This window comes from Flavobacterium sp. W22_SRS_FP1 (genome assembly GCF_052113685.1).
Classification (GTDB): domain Bacteria; phylum Bacteroidota; class Bacteroidia; order Flavobacteriales; family Flavobacteriaceae; genus Flavobacterium.
On the sequence record NZ_JBGQOE010000018.1, the window covers coordinates 18,541 to 44,705 of the forward strand.

Annotated in this window: 28 protein-coding genes; 15 read left to right on the plus strand and 13 right to left on the minus strand. The window is 35.4% G+C overall.

The annotated features are described in order from the left end of the window. Window positions 1–13: 13 nt before the first annotated feature. Genes ACEN2H_RS10960 through ACEN2H_RS10985 form a run of 6 tightly spaced genes read left to right on the plus strand, consistent with a single transcriptional unit; the run spans window position 14 to window position 5,057 of the window. A complete protein-coding gene (locus ACEN2H_RS10960; protein ID WP_441732393.1) occupies window positions 14–673 on the plus strand; it encodes a TetR family transcriptional regulator C-terminal domain-containing protein in 660 nt (219 codons plus the stop codon). Next, window positions 673–1,983 (plus strand): ABC1 kinase family protein, encoded by a 1,311-nt coding sequence (locus tag ACEN2H_RS10965; protein WP_441732394.1) that lies wholly within the window; start codon window positions 673–675, stop codon window positions 1,981–1,983. The genes ACEN2H_RS10960 and ACEN2H_RS10965 overlap by 1 nt, the downstream gene beginning before the upstream one ends. Beyond that, entirely contained in the window at window positions 1,984–2,262 is a 279-nt protein-coding gene (locus tag ACEN2H_RS10970) for a TIGR03643 family protein (protein ID WP_441732395.1), read from the plus strand. A gap of 27 nt (window positions 2,263–2,289) precedes the next feature. Next, window positions 2,290–2,973, plus strand: coding sequence for an SDR family NAD(P)-dependent oxidoreductase (locus ACEN2H_RS10975; protein WP_441732396.1), 684 nt, complete (start codon window positions 2,290–2,292; stop codon window positions 2,971–2,973). A 24-nt stretch (window positions 2,974–2,997) separates the two neighbouring features. Further along, window positions 2,998–3,612 carry a GTP cyclohydrolase I FolE gene (gene folE / locus ACEN2H_RS10980; protein ID WP_441732397.1) on the plus strand — a complete coding sequence of 205 codons (615 nt, stop codon included), beginning with the start codon at window positions 2,998–3,000 and terminating at the stop codon, window positions 3,610–3,612. A 26-nt stretch (window positions 3,613–3,638) separates the two neighbouring features. Beyond that, window positions 3,639–5,057 (plus strand): SDR family oxidoreductase, encoded by a 1,419-nt coding sequence (locus ACEN2H_RS10985; RefSeq protein WP_441732398.1) that lies wholly within the window; start codon window positions 3,639–3,641, stop codon window positions 5,055–5,057. 147 nt (window positions 5,058–5,204) lie between these two features. Here ACEN2H_RS10985 and ACEN2H_RS10990 read toward each other — a convergent pair whose 3' ends face one another. The 9 genes from ACEN2H_RS10990 to ACEN2H_RS11030 form a co-directional block, all read right to left on the minus strand. Then, window positions 5,205–6,500, minus strand: a complete 1,296-nt coding sequence (locus tag ACEN2H_RS10990; protein WP_441732399.1) for a cryptochrome/photolyase family protein — start codon at window positions 6,498–6,500, stop codon at window positions 5,205–5,207. Further along, on the minus strand, window positions 6,500–6,961 hold the full coding sequence (locus tag ACEN2H_RS10995; protein ID WP_441732400.1) for an SRPBCC family protein: 462 nt from the start codon (window positions 6,959–6,961) through the stop codon (window positions 6,500–6,502). The genes ACEN2H_RS10990 and ACEN2H_RS10995 overlap by 1 nt, the downstream gene beginning before the upstream one ends. Before the next feature lie 164 nt (window positions 6,962–7,125). Next, on the minus strand, window positions 7,126–7,566 hold the full coding sequence (locus tag ACEN2H_RS11000; RefSeq protein ID WP_441732401.1) for a sterol desaturase family protein: 441 nt from the start codon (window positions 7,564–7,566) through the stop codon (window positions 7,126–7,128). Between the two features lie 43 nt (window positions 7,567–7,609). Continuing rightward, window positions 7,610–8,449 carry a phytoene/squalene synthase family protein gene (locus ACEN2H_RS11005; protein ID WP_441732402.1) on the minus strand — a complete coding sequence of 280 codons (840 nt, stop codon included), beginning with the start codon at window positions 8,447–8,449 and terminating at the stop codon, window positions 7,610–7,612. 2 nt (window positions 8,450–8,451) lie between these two features. After that, window positions 8,452–9,921 (minus strand): phytoene desaturase family protein, encoded by a 1,470-nt coding sequence (locus tag ACEN2H_RS11010; RefSeq protein WP_441732403.1) that lies wholly within the window; start codon window positions 9,919–9,921, stop codon window positions 8,452–8,454. Window positions 9,922–9,956: 35 nt separating this feature from the next. Beyond that, window positions 9,957–10,853, minus strand: a complete 897-nt coding sequence (locus tag ACEN2H_RS11015; RefSeq protein WP_441732404.1) for a MerR family transcriptional regulator — start codon at window positions 10,851–10,853, stop codon at window positions 9,957–9,959. Window positions 10,854–11,048: 195 nt separating this feature from the next. Next, window positions 11,049–11,402: a hypothetical protein gene (locus ACEN2H_RS11020; protein WP_441732405.1), complete on the minus strand. Its 354-nt coding sequence runs from the start codon at window positions 11,400–11,402 to the stop codon at window positions 11,049–11,051. 54 nt (window positions 11,403–11,456) lie between these two features. Next, on the minus strand, window positions 11,457–11,816 hold the full coding sequence (locus ACEN2H_RS11025; protein ID WP_441732406.1) for an ion channel: 360 nt from the start codon (window positions 11,814–11,816) through the stop codon (window positions 11,457–11,459). Between the two features lie 3 nt (window positions 11,817–11,819). Further along, window positions 11,820–12,008, minus strand: coding sequence for a hypothetical protein (locus ACEN2H_RS11030; protein WP_441732407.1), 189 nt, complete (start codon window positions 12,006–12,008; stop codon window positions 11,820–11,822). 529 nt (window positions 12,009–12,537) lie between these two features. Between ACEN2H_RS11030 and ACEN2H_RS11035 the strand changes: the two genes are divergently transcribed. The 7 genes from ACEN2H_RS11035 to ACEN2H_RS11065 all read left to right on the plus strand — a co-directional run bounded on the left by ACEN2H_RS11035 (window position 12,538) and on the right by ACEN2H_RS11065 (window position 19,751). Continuing rightward, a complete protein-coding gene (locus ACEN2H_RS11035; protein ID WP_441732408.1) occupies window positions 12,538–13,173 on the plus strand; it encodes a phosphoribosyltransferase in 636 nt (211 codons plus the stop codon). A 26-nt stretch (window positions 13,174–13,199) separates the two neighbouring features. Further along, window positions 13,200–13,850 (plus strand): dienelactone hydrolase family protein, encoded by a 651-nt coding sequence (locus ACEN2H_RS11040; RefSeq protein WP_441732409.1) that lies wholly within the window; start codon window positions 13,200–13,202, stop codon window positions 13,848–13,850. A gap of 323 nt (window positions 13,851–14,173) precedes the next feature. Then, window positions 14,174–14,857: a nitroreductase family protein gene (locus tag ACEN2H_RS11045; RefSeq protein WP_441732410.1), complete on the plus strand. Its 684-nt coding sequence runs from the start codon at window positions 14,174–14,176 to the stop codon at window positions 14,855–14,857. A gap of 64 nt (window positions 14,858–14,921) precedes the next feature. After that, the gene (locus ACEN2H_RS11050; RefSeq protein WP_441732411.1) at window positions 14,922–15,788 is read left to right on the plus strand and encodes a DUF808 domain-containing protein; all 867 of its coding nucleotides are present in this window, start codon (window positions 14,922–14,924) and stop codon (window positions 15,786–15,788) included. Window positions 15,789–15,797: 9 nt separating this feature from the next. Beyond that, window positions 15,798–16,232, plus strand: a complete 435-nt coding sequence (locus tag ACEN2H_RS11055) for a GNAT family N-acetyltransferase (RefSeq protein ID WP_441732412.1) — start codon at window positions 15,798–15,800, stop codon at window positions 16,230–16,232. 49 nt (window positions 16,233–16,281) lie between these two features. Then, entirely contained in the window at window positions 16,282–17,172 is an 891-nt protein-coding gene (locus tag ACEN2H_RS11060) for a dienelactone hydrolase family protein (RefSeq protein WP_441732413.1), read from the plus strand. Window positions 17,173–17,315: 143 nt separating this feature from the next. Then, the gene (locus ACEN2H_RS11065; protein ID WP_441732414.1) at window positions 17,316–19,751 is read left to right on the plus strand and encodes a zinc-dependent metalloprotease; all 2,436 of its coding nucleotides are present in this window, start codon (window positions 17,316–17,318) and stop codon (window positions 19,749–19,751) included. Window positions 19,752–19,819: 68 nt separating this feature from the next. Here ACEN2H_RS11065 and carB read toward each other — a convergent pair whose 3' ends face one another. Both carB and rpmH read right to left on the minus strand, forming a co-directional pair. Beyond that, on the minus strand, window positions 19,820–22,672 hold the full coding sequence (gene carB, locus ACEN2H_RS11070) for a carbamoyl-phosphate synthase large subunit (protein ID WP_441732415.1): 2,853 nt from the start codon (window positions 22,670–22,672) through the stop codon (window positions 19,820–19,822). A 157-nt stretch (window positions 22,673–22,829) separates the two neighbouring features. Beyond that, on the minus strand, window positions 22,830–22,991 hold the full coding sequence (gene rpmH, locus ACEN2H_RS11075) for a 50S ribosomal protein L34 (protein WP_074723512.1): 162 nt from the start codon (window positions 22,989–22,991) through the stop codon (window positions 22,830–22,832). A gap of 163 nt (window positions 22,992–23,154) precedes the next feature. Between rpmH and ACEN2H_RS11080 the strand changes: the two genes are divergently transcribed. Then, window positions 23,155–23,670 (plus strand): DUF2892 domain-containing protein, encoded by a 516-nt coding sequence (locus ACEN2H_RS11080; protein ID WP_441732416.1) that lies wholly within the window; start codon window positions 23,155–23,157, stop codon window positions 23,668–23,670. Between the two features lie 53 nt (window positions 23,671–23,723). Here ACEN2H_RS11080 and ACEN2H_RS11085 read toward each other — a convergent pair whose 3' ends face one another. Continuing rightward, window positions 23,724–24,089, minus strand: coding sequence for a sulfite exporter TauE/SafE family protein (locus ACEN2H_RS11085; RefSeq protein ID WP_441732417.1), 366 nt, complete (start codon window positions 24,087–24,089; stop codon window positions 23,724–23,726). 325 nt (window positions 24,090–24,414) lie between these two features. Next, window positions 24,415–25,089, minus strand: coding sequence for an alpha/beta hydrolase (locus ACEN2H_RS11090; RefSeq protein WP_441732418.1), 675 nt, complete (start codon window positions 25,087–25,089; stop codon window positions 24,415–24,417). A 685-nt stretch (window positions 25,090–25,774) separates the two neighbouring features. On the opposite strand from ACEN2H_RS11090, the gene ACEN2H_RS11095 reads away from it, so the two are divergent. Continuing rightward, entirely contained in the window at window positions 25,775–26,059 is a 285-nt protein-coding gene (locus ACEN2H_RS11095; protein WP_441732419.1) for a GNAT family N-acetyltransferase, read from the plus strand. The last annotated feature ends 106 nt before the right edge of the window (window positions 26,060–26,165 follow it).

Sequence of the window (26,165 nt, forward strand, 5' to 3'; positions counted from 1 at the left end):
AAAAGTACTAAAAATGGCGACTAAGAAAAATAAAATTACCAAGGAAAATATAGTCTCTATGTATATGAATTATACATTAGAAAATGGTGAAAAGCCAAAATCAGTATATCTCTTTGCAAAATTAAACGATTTTACGGAAGTAGAATTTTATACTTTCTTTGGAACGATTGAAAGTATCGAGAAAGAAATCTTCAAGATGTTTTTTGAAAAAACCATCGCGTTACTTAATAAAGACGACAACTATGCCAACTATGACATGAAAAGCAAATTGTTGAGTTTTTATTTTACATTTTTCGAACTACTAACCGCTAATAGAAGCTATGTTTCAATGCACGTACAGCAATTTAGTGATCAACTGAAGAATTTAAAACAACTCACTGGATTCAGAAAAAACTTTAAGGATTATATAGGAGAAATCTTAACAGATGACTACCGTATCAGTCAAGAGCAAGCACAAGAAATTCAAGAAAAAGCAATTCAAGAAAGCGCTTGGATACAATTTTTATTTACACTAAAATTTTGGTTAGATGACGAATCTCCCGCTTTTGAAAAAACTGATATTTATATTGAGAAGTCAGTAAAGCTAAGTTTCGAATTAATAAGTGCAGCACCTATTAATAGTTTAATCGACTTCGGAAAATTTCTCTTTAAAGAAAAAACACAAAAAAAATAATGAAAACAATAGATTATATACCAACATCTAAAATTGAAAGGGCTAGCAAACTGGTGCAAACTGGTGCGAAGATTGGCGTCAATTATATTAAATATTATGGAGGAAAAATGGTCAATTCAGACTTGACTCGTGATAAACTAGACGTAGACAATGCAGAAGATATTTATGACGGACTAAGCAGCCTCAAGGGAAGTGCATTAAAGGTGGCACAAATGTTAAGTATGGACAAAAGCTTTTTGCCTCAAGCTTACGTAGAAAAATTTTCTCTTTCACAGTTTTCAGTCCCACCTCTTTCAGCACCATTAGTGCTGAAAACTTTTAAAACAAACTTAGGAAAAACTCCTTATGAAGTGTTTGACGAATTTAACGCCAATTCTGTAAATGCAGCCAGCATAGGTCAAGTACACCTTGCTGTAAAAAACAATAAAAAACTGGCTGTAAAAATCCAGTATCCCGGAGTTGCCGACAGCATTTCATCTGACTTAGCAATGGTTAAGCCAATCGCTATCAGAATGTTTAATCTTCAAGGGCAAGATTCTGATAAATATTTCAAAGAAGTAGAAGACAAATTAATTGAAGAGACCGATTATTTGCTCGAAATGAAGCAAAGTATCGAAGTTGTCACTGCATGCAAAAAAATAGAAAATCTGGTGTTTCCAGAATACTATCCCGAGTTTTCATCTGAAAAGATTATCACGATGGATTGGATGACAGGAGTACATCTTTCAGAATTTACAAAAATCAATACTGATCAGGAAAAGGCTCGCAAAGTTGGCCAAGCACTTTGGGACTTTTATATGTACCAAATCCATGTTCTTAAAAAAGTTCACGCTGATCCACATCCCGGAAACTTCTTGGTTGATAAAGAGGACAAATTAGTAGCCTTGGATTTTGGCTGCATGAAGCAGATTCCAAACGATTTTTACAAACCCTATTTTGAGTTGATTGACAAAAAAGTAATTAATGACCCAAAAATATTTAATTCAAAATTATTTGAATTAGAAATTTTACGTACTGATGATACAAAACAAGAAATTAGCTACTTCACGGAGTTATTCTATGACTTGCTTTCGCTATTTACCAAACCTTTTCAGGAGGAGTCCTTCGATTTTTCTGACGAGACGTTTTTTGAAGACATAGCCAAATTAGGAGAGCGTTTTACAAAAGATACCAATCTAAGAAAAATGAATGGAAATCGTGGTTCAAAGCATTTCATCTATATGAACAGAACCTTTTTTGGATTGTATAATCTAATGTTTGATTTGAAAGCCAAAATTGTGGTCAACGAATATAAAAAATACCATACCTAATTGAAAAAAGAACTAACAGATTTAGACAAAGATAGAATTATAGAAATGGCCTGGGAAGACAGGACCACATTCGAAGCGATAGCATTACAGTTTGGTTTAAAAGAACAGGAAGTTATTGACCTAATGCGTACAGAAATGAAACCATCGAGCTTCAGAATGTGGCGTAAACGAGTTCAGGGAAGAAAAACAAAACACGAAAAGTTAAGGAATTTTGCAGAAGGAAGATTTAAATGCAGCATGCAAAGACAAATCAACAACAATAAAATTTCGAAACGATAGATTATATAAACCGATTAAATAAAAAACATGAAAAACATTGTAATTATTGGCGGAAGCAAAGGAATAGGAAATGCGATTTTGTTACAGCAATTAGAGAACAACTTAGTTCACAATATAAGTAGAAATGCTCCAGAGGTTTCTCATCCCAATTTAACCCACTATCAATTAGATGTTTTAAAGGATGAACTTCCTACAATAGAATACATTGATACGTTAATTTACTGCCCAGGCTCAATTAACTTAAAACCCATTGGAAGTTTAAGCATTGAGGATTTTAGAAATGATTTTGAAATCAATGTTATAGGTGCGGTTAAAACGATTCAGAAATACTTAGCTGTTCTAAAAAAAGGAACTGACCCTTCTATTGTATTGTTTAGTACAGTGGCAGTAAAGTTAGGAATGCCGTTTCACGCAAGTATTGCTACAGCAAAAGCAGGTATAGAAGGCTTAGTGAAGTCGTTAGGAGCAGAATTAGCATCAGTAGTGCGTGTAAATGCAATTGCACCCACAATTACTGAGACCTCACTCTCGGCAGGTATTTTGAGAAATGATAGAATGAAAGAAAACATGGTGGAACGCCACCCAATGAAAAACTACCTAAAACCTCAAGAAGTAGCAGAGATGGCTAATTTCTTAATTTCAGAAAAAGCAAAATCCATATCTGGACAAGTTTTTGAAATGGACTACGGTATAGTTTCATTTAAGATTTAAAAACAAAATATAATCCAAATTCAAATGATAACCAGAGAAACAAGAAGTTACGAAAAAATCGAACAATATGACGAAGAATTAACGGCCTCACTTGCAGACAACTATAAAACAATAATAGCTGATTTAGGAGAAGATGTTAATAGAGAAGGACTGGAGAAAACTCCAGAAAGGGTCGCCAAAGCAATGCAATACCTCACCCATGGATACGGATTAGATCCATTAGAAATACTAAAATCAGCTCTGTTTACAGAGGATCATAAACAAATGATAGTAGTAAAGGATATCGAGGTATACTCTATGTGTGAACATCATATGTTGCCTTTCTTTGGAAAAGCACATGTAGCATACATTCCAAATGGCCAAATAGTAGGACTAAGCAAAATTCCCCGAATAGTAGATGCTTTTGCAAGAAGAATGCAAGTACAAGAAAGATTAACGGATCAAATAAAGGACTGTATTCAAGAAGCACTTAACCCCCTCGGCGTTGCAGTTGTTATTGAAGCGCAACATATGTGTATGCAAATGCGAGGAATTCAAAAACAAAATTCAGTGACTACCACTTCTTCTTTTAACGGTGCATTCGAAAAAGACACAACTAGAAAAGAATTTATCAGTCTAATTTCAAATAAATTTAGCTAACTTTAAGGATTTACTAAAAGCTAACTATGAAAATTCTCTTAACAGGCGCAACAGGTTACATCGGGAAACGGCTGCTACCTATTTTGGTAGCGCAAGGTCACGAAGTCATCTGTTGTGTAAGGGATAAGAATAGATTTTACATCCCAAAAGAATTTGAAAAACATATTGAAGTAATAGAAGTCGATTTTCTTGATCAAGAAAGCATGCCAGCCATACCGGTAGATATTGATGCCGCTTACTACCTAATTCATTCTATGTCTAGCTCATCAGGCAACTATGATAAATTAGAAAGCAGTTCAGCGAATAATTTTGTTCAGCGAATAAATGAAACTAAAGCAAAACAAGTAATCTATCTGACCGGCATTGTAAATGACAAATCTCTTTCAAAACATTTGTCATCTAGAAAAAAAGTAGAGGATATCCTAAACTCAGGAAACTACGCTATGACCGCACTTAGAGCAGGTATCATAGTTGGATCGGGAAGTGCTTCGTTTGAAATCATTAGGGACTTAGTCAACAAACTCCCTCTAATGATTACTCCAAAATGGTTAAATACAAAATGCCAACCAATCGCTATAAACGATGTGTTGGATTTTTTGTCTAAATCATTACTTAACCCACTTACGTACAATCAAAACTTCGACATTGGCGGACCTGACATTCTCAGCTACAAGGAAATGTTATTAGGTTATGCAAAAGCAAAAAACCTAAAACGGTGGATTTTTACAGTTCCTATCATGACACCTAAATTATCTTCTTATTGGTTGTATTTTGTAACTTCAACATCTTATAAATTAGCAACTGCACTGGTTAGCAGCATGAAAGTTGAAGTGGTCTGTAGAGACCCTCGAATAAATGAGTTATTACAAGTAAAACCCATGACTTACGAAAAAGCTTTATCACGAGCTTTAATTAAGGTGAGTGAAGATAAAGTAGCATCTAGCTGGAAAGATTCCCTAGTTAGCGGACGCTTTAATACCAATATGTCTGAATATCTAAAAATCCCGAAAAAGGATTGCTTCATAGACAGAAGAAAAATGGGAATAATAGACCGTGAACATACTTTAAACAAAATCTGGTCGATTGGCGGCGATACAGGTTGGTATTACGGAGATTGGCTGTGGGAATTACGGGGCTTTATAGACAAACTTTCCGGTGGTGTAGGCTCTCGCAGAGGGCGAACCAATAAAAAAGATATCCATGCAGGTGATGCTTTAGATTTCTGGCGTGTATTATATGCTAATAAAGAAGAGGGAAAATTGATTTTGTTCGCCGAGATGAAATTACCTGGAGAGGCTTGGCTGGAATTTAAAATTATCAACAACGTCTTATACCAATCCGCAACTTTCAAACCAAGGGGCATTTGGGGCAAACTTTATTGGTACTCTGTCCTTCCTTTTCATGGTTTCCTTTTTAAGGGAATGTTGCATAGATTGATAAACTAGTTTATTTAAAAACATACATCCACTTTATTAAGCAACCTAGCAAGTAACATCCACTAGATCGAAACCAATTACACCTCAGGCATGTATCTACACTAAAATACTACAACATTAAAAAGAGAGTACGCAGCCTCACTATTTTTACTAGATTCATTTTATTATTCCTTCTTTGTAAGTTGCAATTGCTCTGTTTCTAGCCATAGCGTGTTCTACCATAGGCTCTCCGTAACCCAAATCAAACTCCTTGATCCACTGCCTAATATAGATACCATTTTTATCAAATTTCTTCTGCTGGATCTCTGGATTAAAAACCCTAAAATAGGGTGCCGCATCACAGCCAGTGCCTGCTGCCCACTGCCAGTTCCCTACATTTGCTGACATGTCGTAATCTAGTAATTTTTCGGCAAAATAAGCTTCACCCCACTGCCACTGTATTAATAAATGCTTGCAGAGGAAGCTAGCAACTACCATACGCACTCTATTGTGCATATAACCCGTCTCATTAAGCTGTCGCATTCCCGCGTCAACCATGGGATATCCAGTAGTTCCACTACACCAACGCTTGAAATCTTCCTCATCATTTCGCCACTGAATTCCGTCGTATGCTGATTTAAAGTTGTTAGTAAGGACTTTGGGGAAGCTAAACAAAATTTGCATAAAAAACTCTTTCCAAATCAATTCGCTTAAAAAAACATCATTCTTATGAAATGCCCAGTTGACTAATTTTCGAATGCTGACTGTTCCAAAACGAAGATGCGGTGAAAGATAAGAGGTTTGATCCAAAGCAGGATAATCTCTTACATCCTGATAGTCAGAAATATGTTTTAAGTTGTGCGCCTTTACTTTGATAAGACTTTCTTCAAAACCTATTTGCTTCAAAGTTGGAAAATCAAAATCGCTTTTATAGAAATTAGAAGAGACAGCTTTATTATCAAATTCCTCCACTGGCATAACTGACTTATATTTATCTAACCATTTGTTTTTATAGGGCGTATAGACAGTGTACGGTAGCCCGTCTGCTTTAGTTATTTCTTTTTCTTCAAAGACGACTTGGTCTTTAAAAGTATGACAGCTAATGTTCTTTACTTTCAGTAATTCACAAATCGCTGTGTCACGATGCACTGCATATGGCTCGTAATCTTTATTGAAGAATACCTCCTTAACATCGTATTCTTGAATAAGTAACTCCCAAACGTCAATAGTTTTCCCCTTTTTTATCAAAAGAGAATTTCCTGTCTCTTGTAGTTTGCTATTTATTTTCGAAAGGGATTCATAGATAAAACTGACTCTAGGGTCATTTTTTGCCAAACTATCTAAAATCAGATCATCAAAAACAAACACGGGTATCACTGGATACTGTGACTGCAAAGCTCGAAATAACCCTACATTATCATCGAGTCGTAAATCGCGTCTGAACCAAAAAAAAGTTACTTCTTGTTTGATCATTATTTAGTATTAAACATTTTATCCACTGTGACACGTCTGTGTTCAAAAATACTTTTTAATTTATTTTTAACAACCAGCGTATTCATTATTTGTCCGATGAAGCCCAAAGGTAAGGCGTAGTGCACTACATCGGTCATTTTAGTGCCGGTCGCAGTGGCTTCAAAAAAGTGTTTGTGGTGCCACAGAGCATAAGGTCCGGAAAGTTGTTCATCGACAAAATAACTTTTGTCCTTCACAAAAGTGATTTCGCTTACCCACGATAATTTCAAGCCTAAAAGAGGTGAAACCCTGTACTGTATAATTTGCCCTGCATACATCGATTTTTCATCGAAATCAGTGATTTCGAAACCCATTTCTTCGGGTGTAATTTTCTGTAAATTCTTTGGATTGGAAAAAAATGTCCAACATTCCTCTAAACTAGCATTTACGTGTTGCACGCTTTCTTTTTTGTATATTTTCATTTTTCTTATATTTTATTTTTTAACGTAAGTGGCTGCGCACTTATGATTACTTGAAGGATAATAGTGGAGACCTCTTTAGTAGAGGATTACCTTTTTTCAGAAATAAAAAAGCGTAAGAGCATCTTCCGCGCCGCCTTTTGTCCGGGCATCACATGAAGTACTGTTTATATTTTATAATATTTAAAAGGAACAAATAACATCCCGAAACACTCTCCGTCCTCTTTGCCCATATGTTTATGATGCACCTTATGTGCTTTACGCAATCCTATTAAGTACTTATTATTGGTTTTTTTAAACCACTTAAATCGCTGATGAATCAAGACATCATGTATTATGAAATAACAAAAACCGTAGAATGTGATGCCAAGTCCAATGAAAAACAGATAGCTCATTCCCCCTTGTGCTCCAAAGTAAAAAAGCACGATACTTGGTAGTGCAAAAATGACAAAAAAGATATCGTTTCTTTCAAAAACGTTGTCATACTTTGGTTGGTGGTGATCAGCATGAAAATACCACATCGATCCATGCATTAAATATTTATGTGTAATCCAAGTCACACATTCCATCGTAAGGAAAACGCTTAAAAATATTAAAAAGGAAATCATTTAATTTATTTATAAAAATACATTCTAAAAATAAGTGCTGCTTTTATACTAACCTCAACTTGTAGGTTACGAAAGACTGAGCTAGCAATCCTGCTTTGGTATAATTAGAAACGCGAATCCTTTCATTTCCAATTTCATGACAAGGAGTGTCTTCTAGTTTTTTCAAAAGCTTTTTATAGTATACAAATGCGGTATAGACACCAAATTTGGCTTCGATAGGAAGTTTCAATATTCCCTGATATGCCACTCTAAAGTCTTCTTCAATTTCAGTTATGATCTTATCTTTAGCACTTTCATCAAATGAGTTAAGGTCTACTCCTGGAAAATAATTCCTGTTTAAGATCAAATTATCATCCTTAAGATCACGCAAAAAATTAACCTTCTGAAAAGCTGACCCTAAACGCATAGCTTCTGCTTTTAACAGGTTATATTGTTGATCATTTCCATTCACAAAAACCTTGAGACACATCAAACCTACAACATCGGCTGAGCCATAAATATAATCGTCATATTCGGCTTTACTGTCGTAATCTGATTTAATTAAATCTAGCTTCATGCTTTTCAAAAAAGATTGAACCATATCATCGCTAATGTTATATTTTTTTACCGTTTGCTGGAACGAATTCAAAATAGGATTCAAACTTATACCTCTATCTATACCTTTATAATACTCTTTTTCGAAATCATTTATTAAATTTTCTTTGTCGTATCCATGAAATGAATCAACAATTTCATCTGCGAAACGCACAAAACCATATATACTATAAATGGCATCTCTAATAGTTGGCGAAAGCATATACACTGCCAACGAGAACGAAGTGCTATAGTTTTTAGTGACTATTTTACTGCATTTGAAAGATACGTCGTCGAATAATTGCTTCATAGTTATTGTTCTAAAAATTGCTTTTTTATCAAATCTGACACTAATTTTCCTGATATTAATGCAGGCGGAACTCCTGGTCCAGGGACAGTTAATTGCCCTGTAAAATATAAATTTTCCACTTTTTTACTTTTTAATTTAGGTCTTAAAAAAGCAGTTTGCATTAAAGTATTTGCCATTCCATATGCATTTCCTTTGTAAGAATTATATTCTTCCACAAAATCATTTTTACAAAACGATTCTTTAAAGATAATATTATTTTTGATGCTTTGTTGCGTTAAGCTTTCAAATCGATCAATTATTTTATTGAAATACTCTTCCCGCAACTCCTCAGTATCATTTATTCCAGGAGCTAACGGAATAAGAAAAAATCCAGACTCCATACCTTCTGGAGCTGCCGTTTTATCAGTTAAAGAAGGAAAATTAGCGTAAAACAAAGGCTCCTTAGGCCATTGCGGAACATCATAAATATCTTTAGCGTGCTGATAAAAATCAACATCAAAAAACAAAGCATGATGCGAGATATTTTCTATTTTTTTGTCAAAACCTACGTAAAACAATAATGATGAAGGAGCAAATACGCGGCTGTCCCAGTATTCTTCAGAATATACTCGGTGTTTCACATCTAATAAAGTTTCTGTATGATGATAATCAGCCCCACTTAAAATTATATCAGAGAATATGGTTTCTCCATTAACGACAATAGCCTTTGCTGTATTATTTTCAACAATTATCTTCTCAATATTTGAATTCGTATGAAAAACGACACCCAATTCTCTCGCTAGACTTTCCATTGCATGAACTACATCAAACATCCCCGTTTTGGGATGCCAAGTGCCTAAACCAAAATCAGCATAATTCATAAAACTATAAAACGAAGGAGTATCTGAAGGTTTTGCTCCTAGAAACAATACAGGAAATTCCAAAATCTGGATTAGCTTTTCGTTTTTAAACTTTTTTCGAACGTCACGACTTATATTACTAAAAAACTGTCCTATTTTTTTGGTTGTTTCTAAAGTTACAAGCTCTAATGGAGAGACGCCAGGGCGATAAACTAAATCTTTAATAGCAATATCATAATTACTTTTGGCCTCCGTTATGAACTCATTCAGCACCTTACCGCTTCCTTTTTCTATCGATTCAAAGGTTGCTTCAATTTCTGCCAAATTATCAGCAATAGAAATAAATTCATTCTCACCAAAATAAACCCTGTAGGCTGGCGATAATTTAATAAGCTCATAATAGTCGGATGTTTTCTTACCGAAATCAGCAAAAAACCGATCAAAAACATCTGGCATCCAGTACCAGCTGGGCCCCATATCGAATGTGAACCCTTCTTTCTTCAGTTGACGGGCTCTTCCTCCTATCGATCCATTCTTCTCGAAAACGCTTACCTCATAACCACTTTTTGCTAAATAGCATGAAGCAGACAATGCTGAAAACCCTGAACCTATGATTGTAATTTTATTTTTCATTTGTCTAGCAAATATAATAATTGTTTAAACAAAAGCTATAGTTTTCCCACTAATTCTGAAACAGAATCAAAAACGGAGATTTTATCTGATAGACCTTCTCTTTCAATAAACTCGGTTAACCTCCCTAAATACCACAATTCAGTGTTATCATCAAGAAGCTCTTCTGCCATTTGCCCTACGTAATAGTTAACCATGTCTTTTTCTGGTTGAACGGTAAGATATGAAACAAATACTATAGAAGGGAAATGTTTTTTTAAATCTTTCAAATTATCAATTGGCATACTTTCACCAAGATATATGGTCTTGTAGCCATGTAATAAAATCTCATAATTCAAATACATTAAGCCTAATTCATGTATTTCGTTCATGGGAAGCGAAAGAACAAACACCGTATCAAACTTTGTACGCTTTAACATCTGGAGTTTTTCCGTATTTGTCAATAACTTCTGCTTAATTAAGCAACTCATGAAATGCTCGTGCGCCGGCGTAATCGTATCTGTTTGCCATAACAAACCCAACTCTTCTAGCAGAGGAATAAAGACCTGATAGAAGATCTCCTTAAAAGACTTTTCAGCAATTAACCAATTGTAAGTACTGAGAAACAATTCCTCATCATAATTCATCATTGCCATTTTAAAAGCACTAATAGCGTGACTTTTGGCGTTTTTTGAGGATATTATTTCTCTAACAAGTAAAGGTATTTTATCTTCAGAATAGGATGCTATTTTAGAAATCTTATATCCATATTCATGTAATAATGTGATGTTTAAAAGTTTTTGCAAGCTAGCTAAATCATACAATCTAATATTGGTATCTGTACGCATGGGCTGCAGTACATTGTATCTCTTCTCCCATATTCGTATTGTATGTGCTTTTATGCCTGAAAGATTTTCAAGATCTTTTATGCTAAACACATTTTTTACATTGTTCATATTTTGTAATAATTTATTAAACAAATGTAAATTAAATTAACGTATAAAGTTGAAATAATTGAAGGTGATTGTTGTTATCCTTAATTAAAACAAAATTAAAGAGACTTAGGATGTTAAAACAATTCAATATTTTAAATAAACAACTCATTTCGTGTATTTTACGCTACAACAAAAAAGAACAAAAATATCAAACTCTTATAAGGAGACCTCGTCATATGGATTCAATTTATCCAAATTTAAAATAGTTTTGGAATTGTCAAAACTTCTTGTGTGCATCGGCTCAAATTTAGCGCCATAAATAACCTCATCAAAAGTATAAGAAGCACGAATAGCAACGCTATTACTGAACATGTCATCAAAGGTTTTTACAAAAACGATAATTTCTCCATTGTTATTGGCAAAATCATCTTTGGTGAATTGAAATAGTGGGCTGTCTTCTGTAATGGGGTGTACCAAAGTCCAACTTAGTGAAAGAGCATTAATTTTCTCTAATTCTAATTCTAAGGTATAAAATTTATTTACCAATTTACCGTTTTCCTCAACGCTCATACCAAGAGTAATTTTAGCCTCGGCATCTGTAAAATTAGTGTTTGTGAATGGGGTCTATCGGATCATTAGACCGCTGATATCGCCATAAGGCCCAACGACCGCATTATGTGAAAATTTCAAAAATGCGGTAGGTCTGCTGAACCTTCCGAAGAACAAACCCGTTGCGATTGCAAAACTCAACAACCCTATCAAAGCCTCAGCGGACAAGAGTGAACTAGTTAAAAAGCCGGTAGGGCTGATGTGCCCATACCCAACAGTGGTAAAGGTTTGGGTACTAAAAAAATAGGCCTGTCCAAATTTGCTCCATTCACTGTCGGAACTTGCAATTCCATCAAGATGCTCTATTCCTATTCCATAATAAATACTGGCAAATACAAAATTGATTCCCACATAAAAACATAAAATAATTAACATGAATCACAAGATTGGCATATCTATCATTGTATGATAGCAGCTGATGCGATGCAACACATGCATCTCCCGTTTTTCGATGTTGGCTGTACCGTTTTTATTGATGAAACGCCCGCCATAACTATTAGCATTTGTGCCGAAACCGGTATTTTCGTCTGCTTTTGCCTTTTGATTTATTTTTCTTAACAATGCCATTTATTGATTATTAGAAGAAAAGTAAAATTACATAAAAATCACAAACGATCGAAACAATTATTCCTTCAGGAACGCCCTTTCTAATATTATTTTTTAGTTTAAAAGGGATAGAACAGCTTTTTTTATGTCAGGTGATTCAAACGATCGCTCCTTCAAAATTGGTCGTTCCTACTATCTTTAGAACCAATTATTTATTATAAAATGTCAGCAACAAATGTTTTTTTCCGGTTCTTTTTCAATTTAACATGAAACTTCCTTACATAATTTTTCTAAAAAATAAGATTCTAGCCCTCCTTGCCTTTTCCCCCTCTTGCTACAATCTAGTTATCGTGGCGACTTATATTGTAACTGCGGATGTTAAAAAAATATTGGAACAGCAAAATCATACTTTGTAAGAATAACTTCTGCTTTGTATAAAACATATATTGTATAAAAGACTCTAACTTTTTCCAGACATTTATTTTGTAAGTAATTGTTAATCAGTATATTTGTGGTAATATTTGGTTTATTATTAAACAAACTTAGAGTCATGTATAACGAAATCTTAAAGGATAGAATGGAAGCCGGTTATCTGCTTTCTGAGAAATTAAAGAAATATCAAGACAGTAATACTGTTATTCTTGCCATACCCAGAGGGGGCGTGCCTATTGGTCATGAAATTGCAAAAAGACTGCATCTTCCCTTAGATATTGTCCTCTCTAAAAAAATAGGTCATCCTTCTAATAAAGAGTTTGCTATTGGTGCAGTATCCTTAGAATTTAATATAGTTGACGAACACCCCGATGTGCCAAAAGAATACATAGAAAAGGAAACCATTAGGCTAAGAGAATTGCTACAGGAAAAATACAAGCTATATAGAGGCAACAGCAAACCCATTGCTATTGAAGGCAAGAATGTCATCATTGTAGATGATGGAATAGCAACTGGAAACACACTACTTTTAAGCATCGCGATATTGCGAAAAAAAAATCCTGCTAAAATTATTGTTGCAGTTCCTGTTTTACCCTATGACAGCCTGAAGAAATTCGAGCGAAATACCGATGAATTTATCTATCTGATTGCCTCCAAAAGTTTTAGGGGGGTGGGTGGCTTTTACGAGCATTTTTATCAGGTGCAAGATGATGAAGTAATGGAGATGCTGAGCGTCACCGACCCAATTGAATAAAACATAATTATTTAAGCCCTTCCAAGATGAAGAAATTAGAAATAGAAATCCCGTTAACTTCCGTCACTTTGAAAGGAGATCTAGTAATTCCAGAAAACGCAACCGGCATTGTTGTTTTTTCCCATGGAAGCGGTAGCAGCAGATTCAGCACTAGAAACAGAATGGTTGCCGAATTAATTCAAAAGCAAAACATTGGCACCCTATTATTCGATCTCCTTACAGAGAAAGAGGACCAAATTTTCGAAAACAGATTCAACATTGATTTATTAGTTAGTCGATTGATAGAAACTACCGAATGGCTTATGAGTTATGATGAAGTGAAAGGTTTGCCTATTGGATACTTCGGAGCGAGCACTGGAGCGGCATCGGCACTTCGGGCGGCGGCCTATTTCAGAGACACAATAAAAGCTGTGGTATCGCGCGGTGGCAGACCCGACTTGGCATTAAGCGCCTTGCATCAGGTAACCTCACCCACTTTATTAATTGTCGGCGGGATGGACGTTCCCGTAATAGAAATGAACAAAATGGCCTTTGACGAATTGCGCTCAGTGAAAGAGATGAAAATTGTTCCCGGAGCAAGCCATCTTTTTGAGGAGCCCGGAAAGTTGATGGAAGTTGCTGATTTAGCTACTAATTGGTACAAAAGACATTTGGCCGCTGAAAACATCTCGTCGTGATTCTAAACTATCGCGTCCCACTAATCATAGATAATATAAAAAACTTTCGCGAATGGAAACTAAAAAAAAATACTTATTATATCTAAATCAAAAAATCATGCTCAAAGGATTTTTTTTGCTTATCTCATTTTTTGTCTACTATACGCGCAAAAGCACTTATTCCTAAAATACAATTTCAATTTCAGGAAGACTCAATTACCCTAATGTAAAGTCACTAATAACACTTCTTCTGCAATCTTATATTCGGTCGCACAAAAGTTAGCATTAACAAGAAAAATTTTAATTACATTTGGTTTTACGAATAGTACTAAAATTGATTCGAAATGCCAAACAAAAAATACATCGAAGACTATCCATATATCGCTTATAGCAAACCTATATTGACTGATGAGGATCTACTACAACGTTCCAAATTCTTTTATGATTTTATGGACAACCGCCGCTCTGTTCGAGAATTTTCTGATATAGCGATTCCGCGCGAAGTAATCGAGAACTTGATAAAAACGGCATCCACAGCTCCTTCTGGCGCTCACAAACAACCCTGGACTTTTTGTGTGGTTTCAAACCCAGAGGTCAAAAAACAAATACGCATCGCTGCCGAAGAAGAGGAACTGGAAAGTTACAATTCCCGCATGTCGAATGATTGGCTAGAAGATTTGAAACCATTGGGGACAGACTGGCAAAAACCCTTTTTAGAAACTGCTCCATATTTGATAATCGTCTTTAGATGCATATATGAATTTAGTGCCGAAGGAAAAAAGAAAAACAATTACTACGTTCAGGAAAGCGTAGGCTTGGCGACAGGAATTTTACTGGCAGCGATTCACAATGCGGGATTAGTAGCATTGACCCATACTCCTAGCCCAATGAACTTCATAAGCAAAATCTTAAGTCGTCCCGAAAATGAAAAACCGTTTTTATTGATTCCTGTGGGTTATCCTGCCGATCAATGTTGGGTTCCAGATATAAAAAGAAAAGAACTGTCAGACATTTGTGTTTTTTATTAAAGAAACTCGGCTTACTTAGATAGCATTCGAAAAAAGAATTACAAACAAAAAAAGAAATAAATACATGGCCTCAGGATTTTTTGCCCTATTAGATGATATTGCAGCACTTATGGATGACGTTGCTGTTATGAGTAAAGTTGCCACAAAAAAAACAGCCGGAATCTTAGGTGATGACTTAGCTGTTAATGCTGAGAAAGCTTCTGGATTTGTTTCTTCAAGAGAAATCCCAGTTTTATGGGCAATTACGAAAGGCTCCTTGTTAAATAAATTAATGATTCTGCCATTAGCATTTCTATTAAGTGCCATTGCACCTTTGGTTATCACATTTATACTTGTGGTTGGCGCTATTTATCTTGCCTATGAAGGTGCTGAAAAGATACACGAATACTTAGTCCCACATCATCACTCAGAAAAGAGAATAGATACAAAACCTCTGACAGAAGCGGAAGTCTTACTACTTGAAAAAGAAAAAATAAAATCAGCTGTTGTAACTGACTTTATATTATCTGTAGAAATCGTGATAATAGCATTAGGTACCGTTTTAGGCAAACCCATTTTAAACCAAGTTATTGTAGTAACATTTATTGCTTTTATAGCAACTATAGGCGTCTACGGAATCGTAGCTATTATTGTAAGAATGGACGATCTAGGATTGGCACTAAGAAAAAGAAACAATACTACAACGAAATTTATAGGAGGAGTATTAATTCAGGCTTTACCAAAGGTCATTAAAGTTTTAGCCTTTGTTGGGACAATAGCTTTATTATTAGTAGCTGGTGGAATATTTGTTCATAATATCGAACCATTGCATCATTTTCTCAACGGCATAAGCTTAGGTGATGTACTAAAAGAATTTATAGTAGGCCTAATTGGCGGTACAGTAGCCTTGGCTATCGTTTCACTTTTCAAAAAAATTATTAAGAAGAAATAAAAAAAACTAATGATCTCGATACAATTAATTGACACAAAGAGTCCCCTCTACGAAATGGAAAGGGAATTGCGCAACAAAATTTTATTGCACCCTATAGGCATTCCAGATCATGCTTGGGAAATGCACGATGAAAAATCTTGGCACTTTGTAGCCCTTGAAAACGATATTGTAATTGGCTGTGTGGTTTTGGTTCCATTGAACCCGGAACAAACAAATACTCAATTAATGCAAATGGCGGTCGAGACCAAACAGCAGGGAATAGGAATAGGTACATTACTGGTCAATGAATTATTGTCTTTCTGTAAGTCCAAAGGGATTGAAAAGGTTGTTTGTCACTCTAGAGAGAATGCCGTGCCCTTTTATTTAAACTTAGGATTCGAAATATACGATGCCCCTTTTGTGGAAGTCGGAATTAAACATTCCCATATGAGAATAAATTTTTAAGGCTAAAGACTTATATTTGATAGACATTATATAATCAGAAATAACCAATATGAAAAAACTAACCAAAGAAGATATCAGTCAGGAAGTATTTGACTTATATGATGACTACGCGCATAATAAAATTGAAAGAAGGCAATTCATCGAGAAGTTATCGCTGTTTGCAGTAGGAACACTCACGCTTCCATCACTTCTTAGCTTTATGACTCCTAATTACCTGGACTCCATTTTAATAAAACCCGGGGATCCAAGGCTAAAATCAGAATATATTACATACGATTCCCCTAAAGGCGGTGGACAAATTAAAGGGCTTCTATCGCTACCCACGGGAACCAAAAAGAAACTACCTGGAATAATCGTGGTACATGAGAACCGTGGATTGAATCCCTATATTGAAGATGTGGGTCGAAGAGGCGCCGTAGAAGGATTCATCACTTTGGCACCCGATGCTTTATCACCGCTGGGCGGTTATCCCGGAAATGATGATGCAGGAAGAGAATTACAAAGAAAACGCAGCCGTGAAGAAATGCTCGAAGATTATATTGCAGCCTATGAATACTTGAAATCACACAAAGATTGTAATGGACACATTGGTGTAGTGGGATTTTGTTTTGGCGGTTGGATTGCAAATATGATGACGGTCAGAATCCCTGATTTATGCGCAGCAGTTCCCTATTACGGCGGACAACCTACTACTGAGGAAGCCGAACAAATAAAAACGCCCATAATGGCACACTATGCCGGTTTAGACACTCGAGTAAATGAAGGTTGGCCCGCTTTTGAAGACTTACTCAAAAAGAACGAAGTGGAACATGTCGCTTTTTTCTATCCCGCAGTAAATCATGGTTTTCACAACAATACAACTCCCAGATACGATGAGGCAGCCGCAACTTTATCTTGGAACCGCACTATCGATTTCTTTAAAGAAAAACTTAAGAAGTAATAATTTTGATATTGATAAGCCCCACGATTTAGACTTTTTTTAATGGCTAACTTGAACAGTTTTAAAGAAATTACTTAATGAGTCTCAAAACAAAAAGAAACTTTAACAAATTTGAATTACTACAAAATCAAAACTTAACTCTTATGAAAATTTTCATGCAACGTTTCATTTTAATCCTCCTCCTATTGCCATTTTTTGGAAAGGCACAAAACGTAAATTCAATTCCGGAAAAGACAAAAAGCATGAAAGCCAATATTGGTTTTTTAAATTTTTTCTGGGAAGAAAGCACTGGGAAAATTTGGTTACAAATAGACAAACTTAATGAAGAAATTCTTTATCAAACTTCATTGTCTGCTGGCTTGGGATCAAATGACGTCAGTTTGGACAGAGGGATAATGGGTACAACGTACATTGTGAAATTTAATCGAGTGGGGAACAAGGTTCTAATGATCGAACCTAATTATTCCTTTCGTGCAGTCGCTGGTGATGCTGCGGAAAAAAGAGCCGTTGAACAATCCTTTGCCCAATCAACTATTTGGGGATTTACTGTTGCAGCAGAAAGTAATGGAAGTGTTTTAGTTGATGCCACTGACTTTTTATTGCGGGATGCTTTGCAAGTTTCCAATGTTTTACAAAAGACTAAGCAAGGCAGTTATGGGATTGATGCAACACGAAGCGCAATGTACCTTGAACGCACCAAAAACTTCCCTCTAAATACCGAATTCGAAACAACTGTTACTTTTGTAAATAAAGATGGCACGCCAGGTAATTATGTAACTGCTGTTACACCAGTACCCGAAGCAATTACATTGCGAATGCACCATTCTTTTGTCCAATTGCCCGACAATAATTTTAAGACAAGATTATATGATGCTCGCTCTCCATACATTACCAATTCTTATTTTGATTATAGTACACCCGTTACTGAACCTATTGAAAAAAAATACATTATTCGCCATCGATTACAAAAGAAATACCCATCTGCTGCAAAAAGTGAAGCAATAAAACCCCTCATTTATTATTTAGATAATGGTACACCCGAACCAATACGAAGTGCTTTATTGGAAGGTGCAAGTTGGTGGAATCAGGCTTTTGAATCGGCGGGTTTTATTAATGCTTTTCAGGTCAAAATTTTACCTGAAGATGCAGATCCCATGGATCTTCGTTTCAATATGATAAACTGGGTACATCGCGCTACTAGGGGCTGGAGTTTTGGCTATGCTGTTGTTGATCCCCGAACCGGTGAAATCTTAAAAGGCAATGTAAGTCTAGGTTCCTTAAGGGTTCGCCAAGATTATCTAATTGCACAAGGACTACTTGCCCCTTTTGAAAATGGGGACTTAACTAGTGATAATAAAATGCTAGAAATGGCTTTACAACGATTGAAGCAATTAGCAGCGCATGAAGTGGGACATACAATCGGAATAATGCATAATTATATCGCAAGCTCACAGGATCGAGCCAGTGTAATGGACTATCCATCACCGATGATTACTTTAAACAGTAATAATGAAATTGACCTTAGCAATGCATATACTAACGAAATTGGTGATTGGGACAAAATAAGTATCCAGTATGGCTACCAACAATTCCCAAAGGAAACAGATGAAGCAAACGCTCTTGATAAGTTACTTACTGATGCCTCAAAAAACGGGCTCACTTTTATCTCAGATAGAGATGCACGTGATCCTGGCAGTATGCATCCAAATGCACATCTGTGGGATAACGGGAAAGACCCTGTAACCGAACTGAAAAATACAATGAAAGTTCGCGAAAAAGCATTATCACAATTTGGAGAAAAAAATATCCGGAAAGGCGCACCAATGGCAATGTTAGAAGATGTATTAGTTCCCATTTATTTACTTCATCGCTACCAAATTGAAGCTGTATCAAAAATAGTAGGGGGCTTGTATTATTCTTATGCCATCAAGGGAGATGGACAAATGATAACTCGCGCAGTTACTAAAGAAGAAGAACTAAATGCACTACTTGCAATCACAGATTGTATAAATCCAAAAGTATTGGAAATATCGGAAAACATCTTAAAATTAATTCCTCCTCGTCCTGCAGGTTATGATTATAATAGGGAATTATTTAATCGTAGAACTGGACTTTTATTCGATCCACTAGCAGCAGCGGAAGCAGCAGCCGATATCCCATTGTCCTTTTTATTTAATATTAATCGTTTAAATAGATTAGTAGAATTCCAAGCAAAAAATAATGGATTAGGGATTGATAATATGATCAATGTACTTAGCTCTAAAACATGGAAAGCGCCGCGTTTGGAAGGATTCCAAAAACTGATCCAACAGCAAAACGAACAGCTTCTGCTCACTTATTTACTCTCAGCTTCTGTTAATGATGACGCTTCTTTTGCTACTAAATCTGAATTACTTAAAGCAATAGATGATTTACAAAAATATTCAAACGCTCAATTAAAAAAGACGAAGGACACTGCTTACAAAGGACATTTATTACTCACCTTAGAAAGAATGAAATCACCAGAAAAAGCAAAGCCAACTTTACATAAAATACCACCACCAGGCTCACCGATAGGATGTAGCGAAGATGAAAATTAGTTTCTTTATTGAATACAACATAACAAAAAAAGCCCCAAACGGGGCTTTTTCAATATAAAATTCAAGTTTTACTTACTCAAATACATTTTTCTTCTAGAGTACAATTCATAGAATTGGTCGTCTTTCAAGTCATCAATAAACAAGATACTTTCTCCTGTTGATTTCATTTCTGGTCCTAATGCTTTATTTACATTGTGGAACTTACTGAAAGAGAAAACCGGTTGTTTAATAGCATATCCCTTTAATTGCGGATTGAATTTAAAGTCAGTTACTTTATTGTGACCTAACATTACTTTCGTAGCGTAGTTTACATAAGGTTCTCCGTACGCTTTCGCAATAAAAGGAACTGTTCTAGAAGCTCTAGGGTTCGCTTCGATGATGTACACAATCTCATCTTTAATAGCAAATTGAACGTTGATTAAACCTACAGTTCTTAAACCCAGTGCGATTTTCTTAGTGTGATCTTTTATTTGCTGCATTACTAGTTCCCCTAAATTAAAAGGAGGCAAGAGTGCATTACTATCTCCAGAGTGCACTCCACAAGGCTCGATGTGTTCCATAATCCCTATGATATACACATTTTCACCGTCGCAAATGGCATCAGCTTCTGCTTCTATCGCACCATCAAGATAGTGGTCTAAAAGTAATTTATTTCCAGGAATCGTTTTTAATAGATTCACAACATGCTCTTCGAGTTCTTGCTTGTTGATTACGATTTTCATTCCCTGACCACCCAACACATAGGAAGGACGAATCAATAAAGGAAAGTCTAAAGTGTCAGCCAAAGCAGAAGCTTCATCGGCAGTTTCGGCAATTCCAAACTGTGGGAAAGGAATTTTTAAGTCGGTTAGTAACTCAGAGAAACGCCCTCTGTCTTCGGCTAAATCCAATGCGTCAAAGCTAGTTCCAATAATTTTTATACCGTATTTAGATAATTTTTCAGCTAATTTCAAAGCGGTTTGACCACCTAATTGTACAATAACACCTTCTGGTTTTTCATGTTTGATAATATCGTAGATATGCTCCCAAAAAACAGGTTCGAAGTATAATTTATCAGCTGTATCAAAATCAGTAGAAACCGTTTCAGGATTACAGTTGATCATGATTGTTTCATAACCACATTCTTTTGCGGCAAGCACCCCGTGAACACAGGAGTAATCAAATTCGATACCTTGACCAATTCTATTTGGGCCTGACCCAAGAACAATTATTTTCTTTTTATCAGTAACAATACTTTCGTTATCTACGTAACGAGTTCCGTCAGCTTTTTCAATTTCAGCTTCAAAAGTAGAGTAGTAATAAGGTGTCTTAGCTTTGAACTCCGCCGCACAAGTATCCACTAATTTAAATACCCGGTTGATATTCATATCCACACGCAAAGTATGCACTTGACTTTCTAAACAACCCACCATGTGTGCAATTTGTCTGTCAGCAAATCCTTTTTGTTTCGCTTCAAGCAACAGTTCTCTTGGTAAAGTATCTACTTTATAAGTGGATATTTCTTTCTCTAAAGTATAAAGTTCTTCATACTGCTTCAAGAACCACATATCAATTTTAGTAATTTCATGGATGCGGCTTAATGGAATTCCCATTGCAATCGCATCATAAATCACAAAAACACGATCCCAACTCGCAAAAGTCAGTTTCTCTATAATTTGTTCGTAGTTTGTATATCCTTTTCCATCAGCACCCAGACCATTTCTTTTTATTTCTAATGACTGCGTAGCTTTATGAAGGGCTTCTTGGAACGAACGTCCAATTCCCATCACCTCACCTACTGATTTCATTTGAAGACCTAACGTTCTATCAGCCCCTTCAAATTTATCAAAGTTCCAACGCGGGATTTTCACAATCACATAATCCAAAGTTGGTTCGAATAAGGCAGAAGTTGATTTGGTAATTTGGTTTTGCAATTCATCCAAGTTATATCCTAAAGCCAATTTTGTAGCGATCTTAGCGATTGGATACCCCGTTGCTTTAGATGCTAGTGCAGAAGAACGAGACACACGAGGATTGATTTCAATCGCTACGATATCTTCTTTTTCATCCGGCGAAACCGCAAACTGTACATTACAACCTCCAGCAAAATTTCCGATGCTACGCATCATCAAAATCGCCATATCACGCATTTTTTGGAAAGTCGTATCCGACAAGGTCATTGCGGGCGCCACCGTAATGGAATCCCCAGTATGAATGCCCATTGGGTCCATGTTTTCGATAGAACAAATAATAACAACATTATCATTTTTATCTCTCAAAAGTTCCAACTCGTATTCTTTCCAACCCATTAAAGCTTTATCAATCAAAACTTCATGAATAGGCGACGCTTCTAAACCTCTGGTTAAAAGTGTATCAAAATCTTCTTTTTTATATACAATAGCAGCTCCAGTTCCACCTAAGGTAAATGAAGGACGGATTACTAGCGGGAAACCAAATTCCTGTGCAATTTCTTTACCTCTTAGGTAAGAAGTACATATTTCTGCAGGCGCAGAGGGCACTCCGATTTTCTTAAGCAATTGCTTGAACTGCTCTCTGTCTTCAGTAATATTAATGGCATTAACATCTACACCAATCATTTTTACCCCAAAATCTTGCCAAATCCCTTTTTCATCAGCCTCTAGACACAAGTTCAAAGCCGTTTGTCCACCCATAGTTGGCAGGACCGCGTCAATTTGAGGATGTGCTTTTAGGATTTCAATTATCGATTTAGTTGTCAATGGTTTCAAATAAATATGATCAGCCATTGAAGGGTCGGTCATTATTGTAGCAGGATTTGAATTTATCAAAATAACTTCAATTCCTTCTTCACGAATGGAACGTGCAGATTGTGATCCGGCATAATCAAATTCACATGCTTGACCAATAACAATAGGACCTGAGCCTATTATTAGTACTGATTTAATGGAGGTATCTTTTGGCATTTTATAGTAGTTATTGTGTTGTGTAGTTGCTTTCAAGAAGGCCAAAGTTACTGAACTTTAAACCTTTGGCTTTAATGATTAATTATTTTTTTAACGATTAGATATAAAAAAAGGCGATACTAAAAAAAGTAACGCCTTATTTATGTTTATACAAACATTATTTTTTGTGTCTTGGTTCGCAAGAAACAGTCAATTTATGTCTTCCTTTAGCTCTTCTTCTAGCAAGAACTTTTCTTCCATTCGGAGTCTCCATTCTGTCCATGAATCCGTGCTTATTTCTTCTTTTCCTTTTCGATGGTTGAAACGTTCTTTTGCTCATTGGTTCTTATCTTTAAAATCTTATTTAATTGTCTTTCTGTTTTGAATACTGTTATTCTAAAACCGAGTGCAAATATACAAAGAGTTTTTTTTCTGGCAAGCAGTTTTATAAAAATATTTTTAATTCCTTTTACTATCTTTGCAATCTTAAATACACACACATTATGTTCCACAAGAATATCAAACTTATTATCGCCGGACTTTTAGTACTTACTGGCATTTGGCAATTTACGGAAAACAATATTGGTAATGGGATCTTCCTTTTATTATTAACCTCCATTCCTATTTTCCTATACTTTAAAAACGAATTTATCCTACTTGCTTTCTTAAAGCTAAGAAAACAAGATTTTGAAGGTGCAAAAAAATGGTTGACATGGATTAAAAACCCAGAGTCCGCGCTAGTAAGAAAACAACAGGGATACTTCAATTACTTACACGGAATAATGCTTTCGCAAACCAACATCAATCAAGCTGAAAAATATTTCAAGAAAGCGATCGAATTAGGCTTATCCATGGATATGGATCTGGCTGTTGCCAAATTGAACCTTGCTGGAGTAGCCATGTCAAGAAGAAGAAAGTTGGAAGCGACAACCTTATTGAATGAAGCAAAAAGACTAGACAAACAAGGCATGTTAAAAGAACAGATCACCATGATGAAAGGTCAGATGAAAAAAATATAATTTCATAGTCCAAAAAAAAAAATCCGCTATTGCGGATTTTTTTTGATCAAAAACTATTTCTCCAGAAACAAATAGCCGGCTATAACTACAAGAATGCCAGCAAAAATATTCTTTAAGGTTTTCTGGTCCACATGAATAGCTATTTTACTTCCAAAAAAGCCACCAACAATGAAAACTAAAGAAATTATGATAGCATAACGCCAATCGACAAATCCTGCTTTATGATAATTGATTACAGCCAACAGAGTAACGGGAGGTAACAAAGCCGCTAAACTTGTTCCCTGAGCTTGCTGCTGCGTAAATCCCATAAGCAACAAAAGTGGAACCATTATTATTCCCCCTCCTATTCCTATTAATCCGCTCAGAACTCCTGCAATTAGCCCTATAGACATCAATAAAATTATTGTTTGAATAGACATTTTCATACTTTTTAAATTAATACCTGCTCAAAGAAATCTCTATTGAATATTTTTTACTGCAGTTGTTATTCAACTTTTCATTTTAAGACACGGGTTCTGAATTTTTAAGATCTTATAGTTAATTCCTTGTGCTTTTACGGCATCAGCCTAATGAGAAAAAGAACTGTCCTCGTCAATTTTTTTAATTAGTAAACTATTGTCTAACTAATCGTTCCTCAACCAAAACAGAAAATTTTCAGGGTTTTTTACAATTTGTTCTAGCACAAGAATTAAAATTGTTTTTTATATTTTTTCATTATTTTTAACTAATAATAATCCTCACTAATTAGTCCACAGTTTCTTTGGAGTCCAATATAATAGTAGGCAAGTTGGCGTTTAGCCACTTGTACTTATTCAAAATCATAATGTGGGTACCTCCTTTTACAACAATGCAACCATTGACAGACCTCATCGGAAAAACATCATCCATGTCGCCATGAATGTGAATAACGCTTTCATCAGCAATAGCTCTATCCCAAAGAACCACTTTTTCTACTGCCCATTGCAAATAGCCAATATCTCGAACTGATAAAAACTTTTCGTACAATTTCAATCGGTGATTTATTTTTTCCCCGAAAGAAAATTTGGCCAAATTTTCCAAATTTAAAATTAAGCTCATCGGAATCAGCTTGTATGCCTTAGTCACTTTGGCAATCTTCAGTCTTCTGGGGAATTCCAAATTGCTTTTTACGCTTGAAATGATAATTACTTTTCTGGCATCAATGTACTTTGCCATTTCCTGCACCAGTATACCGCCAAACGAAACTCCTATCAAAACAGGGCTTTCGTGTCTGATCTTTTTCGCGATGCGCTGAGCATAATCAGCCAACGATTCATTTGCCAAGGGAATTTCCCATTCCAGGAGATGAATTTCAAAAATATCTTCGGGCAATGCAATTCTCTCAAATATTGTAGCACTGGCTGCTAATCCCGGCATAAAATAAACTGCTATTTTACTCATAATTATTATAACTATTTAACAACAGCTTCCTGCCTAGTATACTGAATTTCGTATAAAATTAATTTTTTTATTGACACTAACTTCGTTTACTAATTTATATTACCAATAAATTATGATTATTACTATCTACAGGACACAAGGTAGAAGTAAAACCACTTTTGACTGTCTTACAGGATCTTTTATTTTTTCTATTAGAAACTATATCAACCTCGGAACCGCATCCGATTTGATTTATTTATAGGACTTAGCAAGAATATTTAACGCTAAATTAGCAGCTCGTTTTCATACCAATCGACTGATCTTTACTAATAAATTAGATGTTACATCGAGACAGTACCAAAGTTCATTTGCTATTGAAAATCAAATTCGTACATTTGCTAAGTCGTTTCGTCGACAGAAAACAGCAATTACAATGCACTAAGGGTTCGTTTAAAAAGATTTTTTTTAGAAACCTTGGAAAGTAAGACAACTACAATCAACAAAAATACTGACTCAAGGAACGGTGGTCCTCTATTTCTTATCGACGCTAAATTGGAAAATGATGATCATAGATTGAAAAGAAAGAGATTTTATAAGACTAGTTAATATTGTTCTAAATAACATGGATCGCAATAATAAAAATTACATATAACTACCACCAAGATTAAAGCTATTTTAAATATCCTGTGTGGAATAATCTATCAACATGGAAATCACAGACAACACTTTCGCAAGACAGTTTGAAACTACTGTAGAAGAGGGATTAGTTTCGGTTGAATATTCTTTTCAGGAAAAAAAAATATTTTTAACCAGAATTAATACTCCCGATCAATTTGACGATGAAGAATTTATTTCTTGCCTATTATCTGAAATTATGTCAATTGCTATTGAAGGAAAATTAAAGGTAGTTCCGATACTGCCAAAAATTGTACTCTTTTTTAAAAAAAACCCAGTTTATAAAGAATTACTTCCTCCTGGAATTCGAATATAAAAAAAGCTGCCTCCACGATGTAATTTTTTTTTGACCTCTAAGCATTCACCCTTTACACAGTGCATAGTTTGATCTTCTCAAGCCCGATTTTTTCTAAAAGACATTC

Coding starts and splice junctions, on each gene's coding strand:
- ACEN2H_RS10960 (WP_441732393.1), top strand. CDS start 14: ATGGCGACTAAGAAAAATAAAATTACCAAGGAAAATATAGTCTCTATG.
- ACEN2H_RS10965 (WP_441732394.1), top strand. CDS start 673: ATGAAAACAATAGATTATATACCAACATCTAAAATTGAAAGGGCTAGC.
- ACEN2H_RS10975 (WP_441732396.1), top strand. CDS start 2,290: ATGAAAAACATTGTAATTATTGGCGGAAGCAAAGGAATAGGAAATGCG.
- folE (WP_441732397.1), top strand. CDS start 2,998: ATGATAACCAGAGAAACAAGAAGTTACGAAAAAATCGAACAATATGAC.
- ACEN2H_RS10985 (WP_441732398.1), top strand. CDS start 3,639: ATGAAAATTCTCTTAACAGGCGCAACAGGTTACATCGGGAAACGGCTG.
- ACEN2H_RS10990 (WP_441732399.1), bottom strand. CDS start 6,500: ATGATCAAACAAGAAGTAACTTTTTTTTGGTTCAGACGCGATTTACGA.
- ACEN2H_RS10995 (WP_441732400.1), bottom strand. CDS start 6,961: ATGAAAATATACAAAAAAGAAAGCGTGCAACACGTAAATGCTAGTTTA.
- ACEN2H_RS11000 (WP_441732401.1), bottom strand. CDS start 7,566: ATGATTTCCTTTTTAATATTTTTAAGCGTTTTCCTTACGATGGAATGT.
- ACEN2H_RS11005 (WP_441732402.1), bottom strand. CDS start 8,449: ATGAAGCAATTATTCGACGACGTATCTTTCAAATGCAGTAAAATAGTC.
- ACEN2H_RS11010 (WP_441732403.1), bottom strand. CDS start 9,921: ATGAAAAATAAAATTACAATCATAGGTTCAGGGTTTTCAGCATTGTCT.
- ACEN2H_RS11015 (WP_441732404.1), bottom strand. CDS start 10,853: ATGAACAATGTAAAAAATGTGTTTAGCATAAAAGATCTTGAAAATCTT.
- ACEN2H_RS11020 (WP_441732405.1), bottom strand. CDS start 11,402: ATGAGCGTTGAGGAAAACGGTAAATTGGTAAATAAATTTTATACCTTA.
- ACEN2H_RS11025 (WP_441732406.1), bottom strand. CDS start 11,816: ATGTTAATTATTTTATGTTTTTATGTGGGAATCAATTTTGTATTTGCC.
- ACEN2H_RS11030 (WP_441732407.1), bottom strand. CDS start 12,008: ATGGCATTGTTAAGAAAAATAAATCAAAAGGCAAAAGCAGACGAAAAT.
- ACEN2H_RS11035 (WP_441732408.1), top strand. CDS start 12,538: ATGTATAACGAAATCTTAAAGGATAGAATGGAAGCCGGTTATCTGCTT.
- ACEN2H_RS11040 (WP_441732409.1), top strand. CDS start 13,200: ATGAAGAAATTAGAAATAGAAATCCCGTTAACTTCCGTCACTTTGAAA.
- ACEN2H_RS11045 (WP_441732410.1), top strand. CDS start 14,174: ATGCCAAACAAAAAATACATCGAAGACTATCCATATATCGCTTATAGC.
- ACEN2H_RS11050 (WP_441732411.1), top strand. CDS start 14,922: ATGGCCTCAGGATTTTTTGCCCTATTAGATGATATTGCAGCACTTATG.
- ACEN2H_RS11055 (WP_441732412.1), top strand. CDS start 15,798: ATGATCTCGATACAATTAATTGACACAAAGAGTCCCCTCTACGAAATG.
- ACEN2H_RS11060 (WP_441732413.1), top strand. CDS start 16,282: ATGAAAAAACTAACCAAAGAAGATATCAGTCAGGAAGTATTTGACTTA.
- ACEN2H_RS11065 (WP_441732414.1), top strand. CDS start 17,316: ATGAAAATTTTCATGCAACGTTTCATTTTAATCCTCCTCCTATTGCCA.
- carB (WP_441732415.1), bottom strand. CDS start 22,672: ATGCCAAAAGATACCTCCATTAAATCAGTACTAATAATAGGCTCAGGT.
- rpmH (WP_074723512.1), bottom strand. CDS start 22,991: ATGAGCAAAAGAACGTTTCAACCATCGAAAAGGAAAAGAAGAAATAAG.
- ACEN2H_RS11080 (WP_441732416.1), top strand. CDS start 23,155: ATGTTCCACAAGAATATCAAACTTATTATCGCCGGACTTTTAGTACTT.
- ACEN2H_RS11085 (WP_441732417.1), bottom strand. CDS start 24,089: ATGTCTATTCAAACAATAATTTTATTGATGTCTATAGGGCTAATTGCA.
- ACEN2H_RS11090 (WP_441732418.1), bottom strand. CDS start 25,089: ATGAGTAAAATAGCAGTTTATTTTATGCCGGGATTAGCAGCCAGTGCT.
- ACEN2H_RS11095 (WP_441732419.1), top strand. CDS start 25,775: ATGGAAATCACAGACAACACTTTCGCAAGACAGTTTGAAACTACTGTA.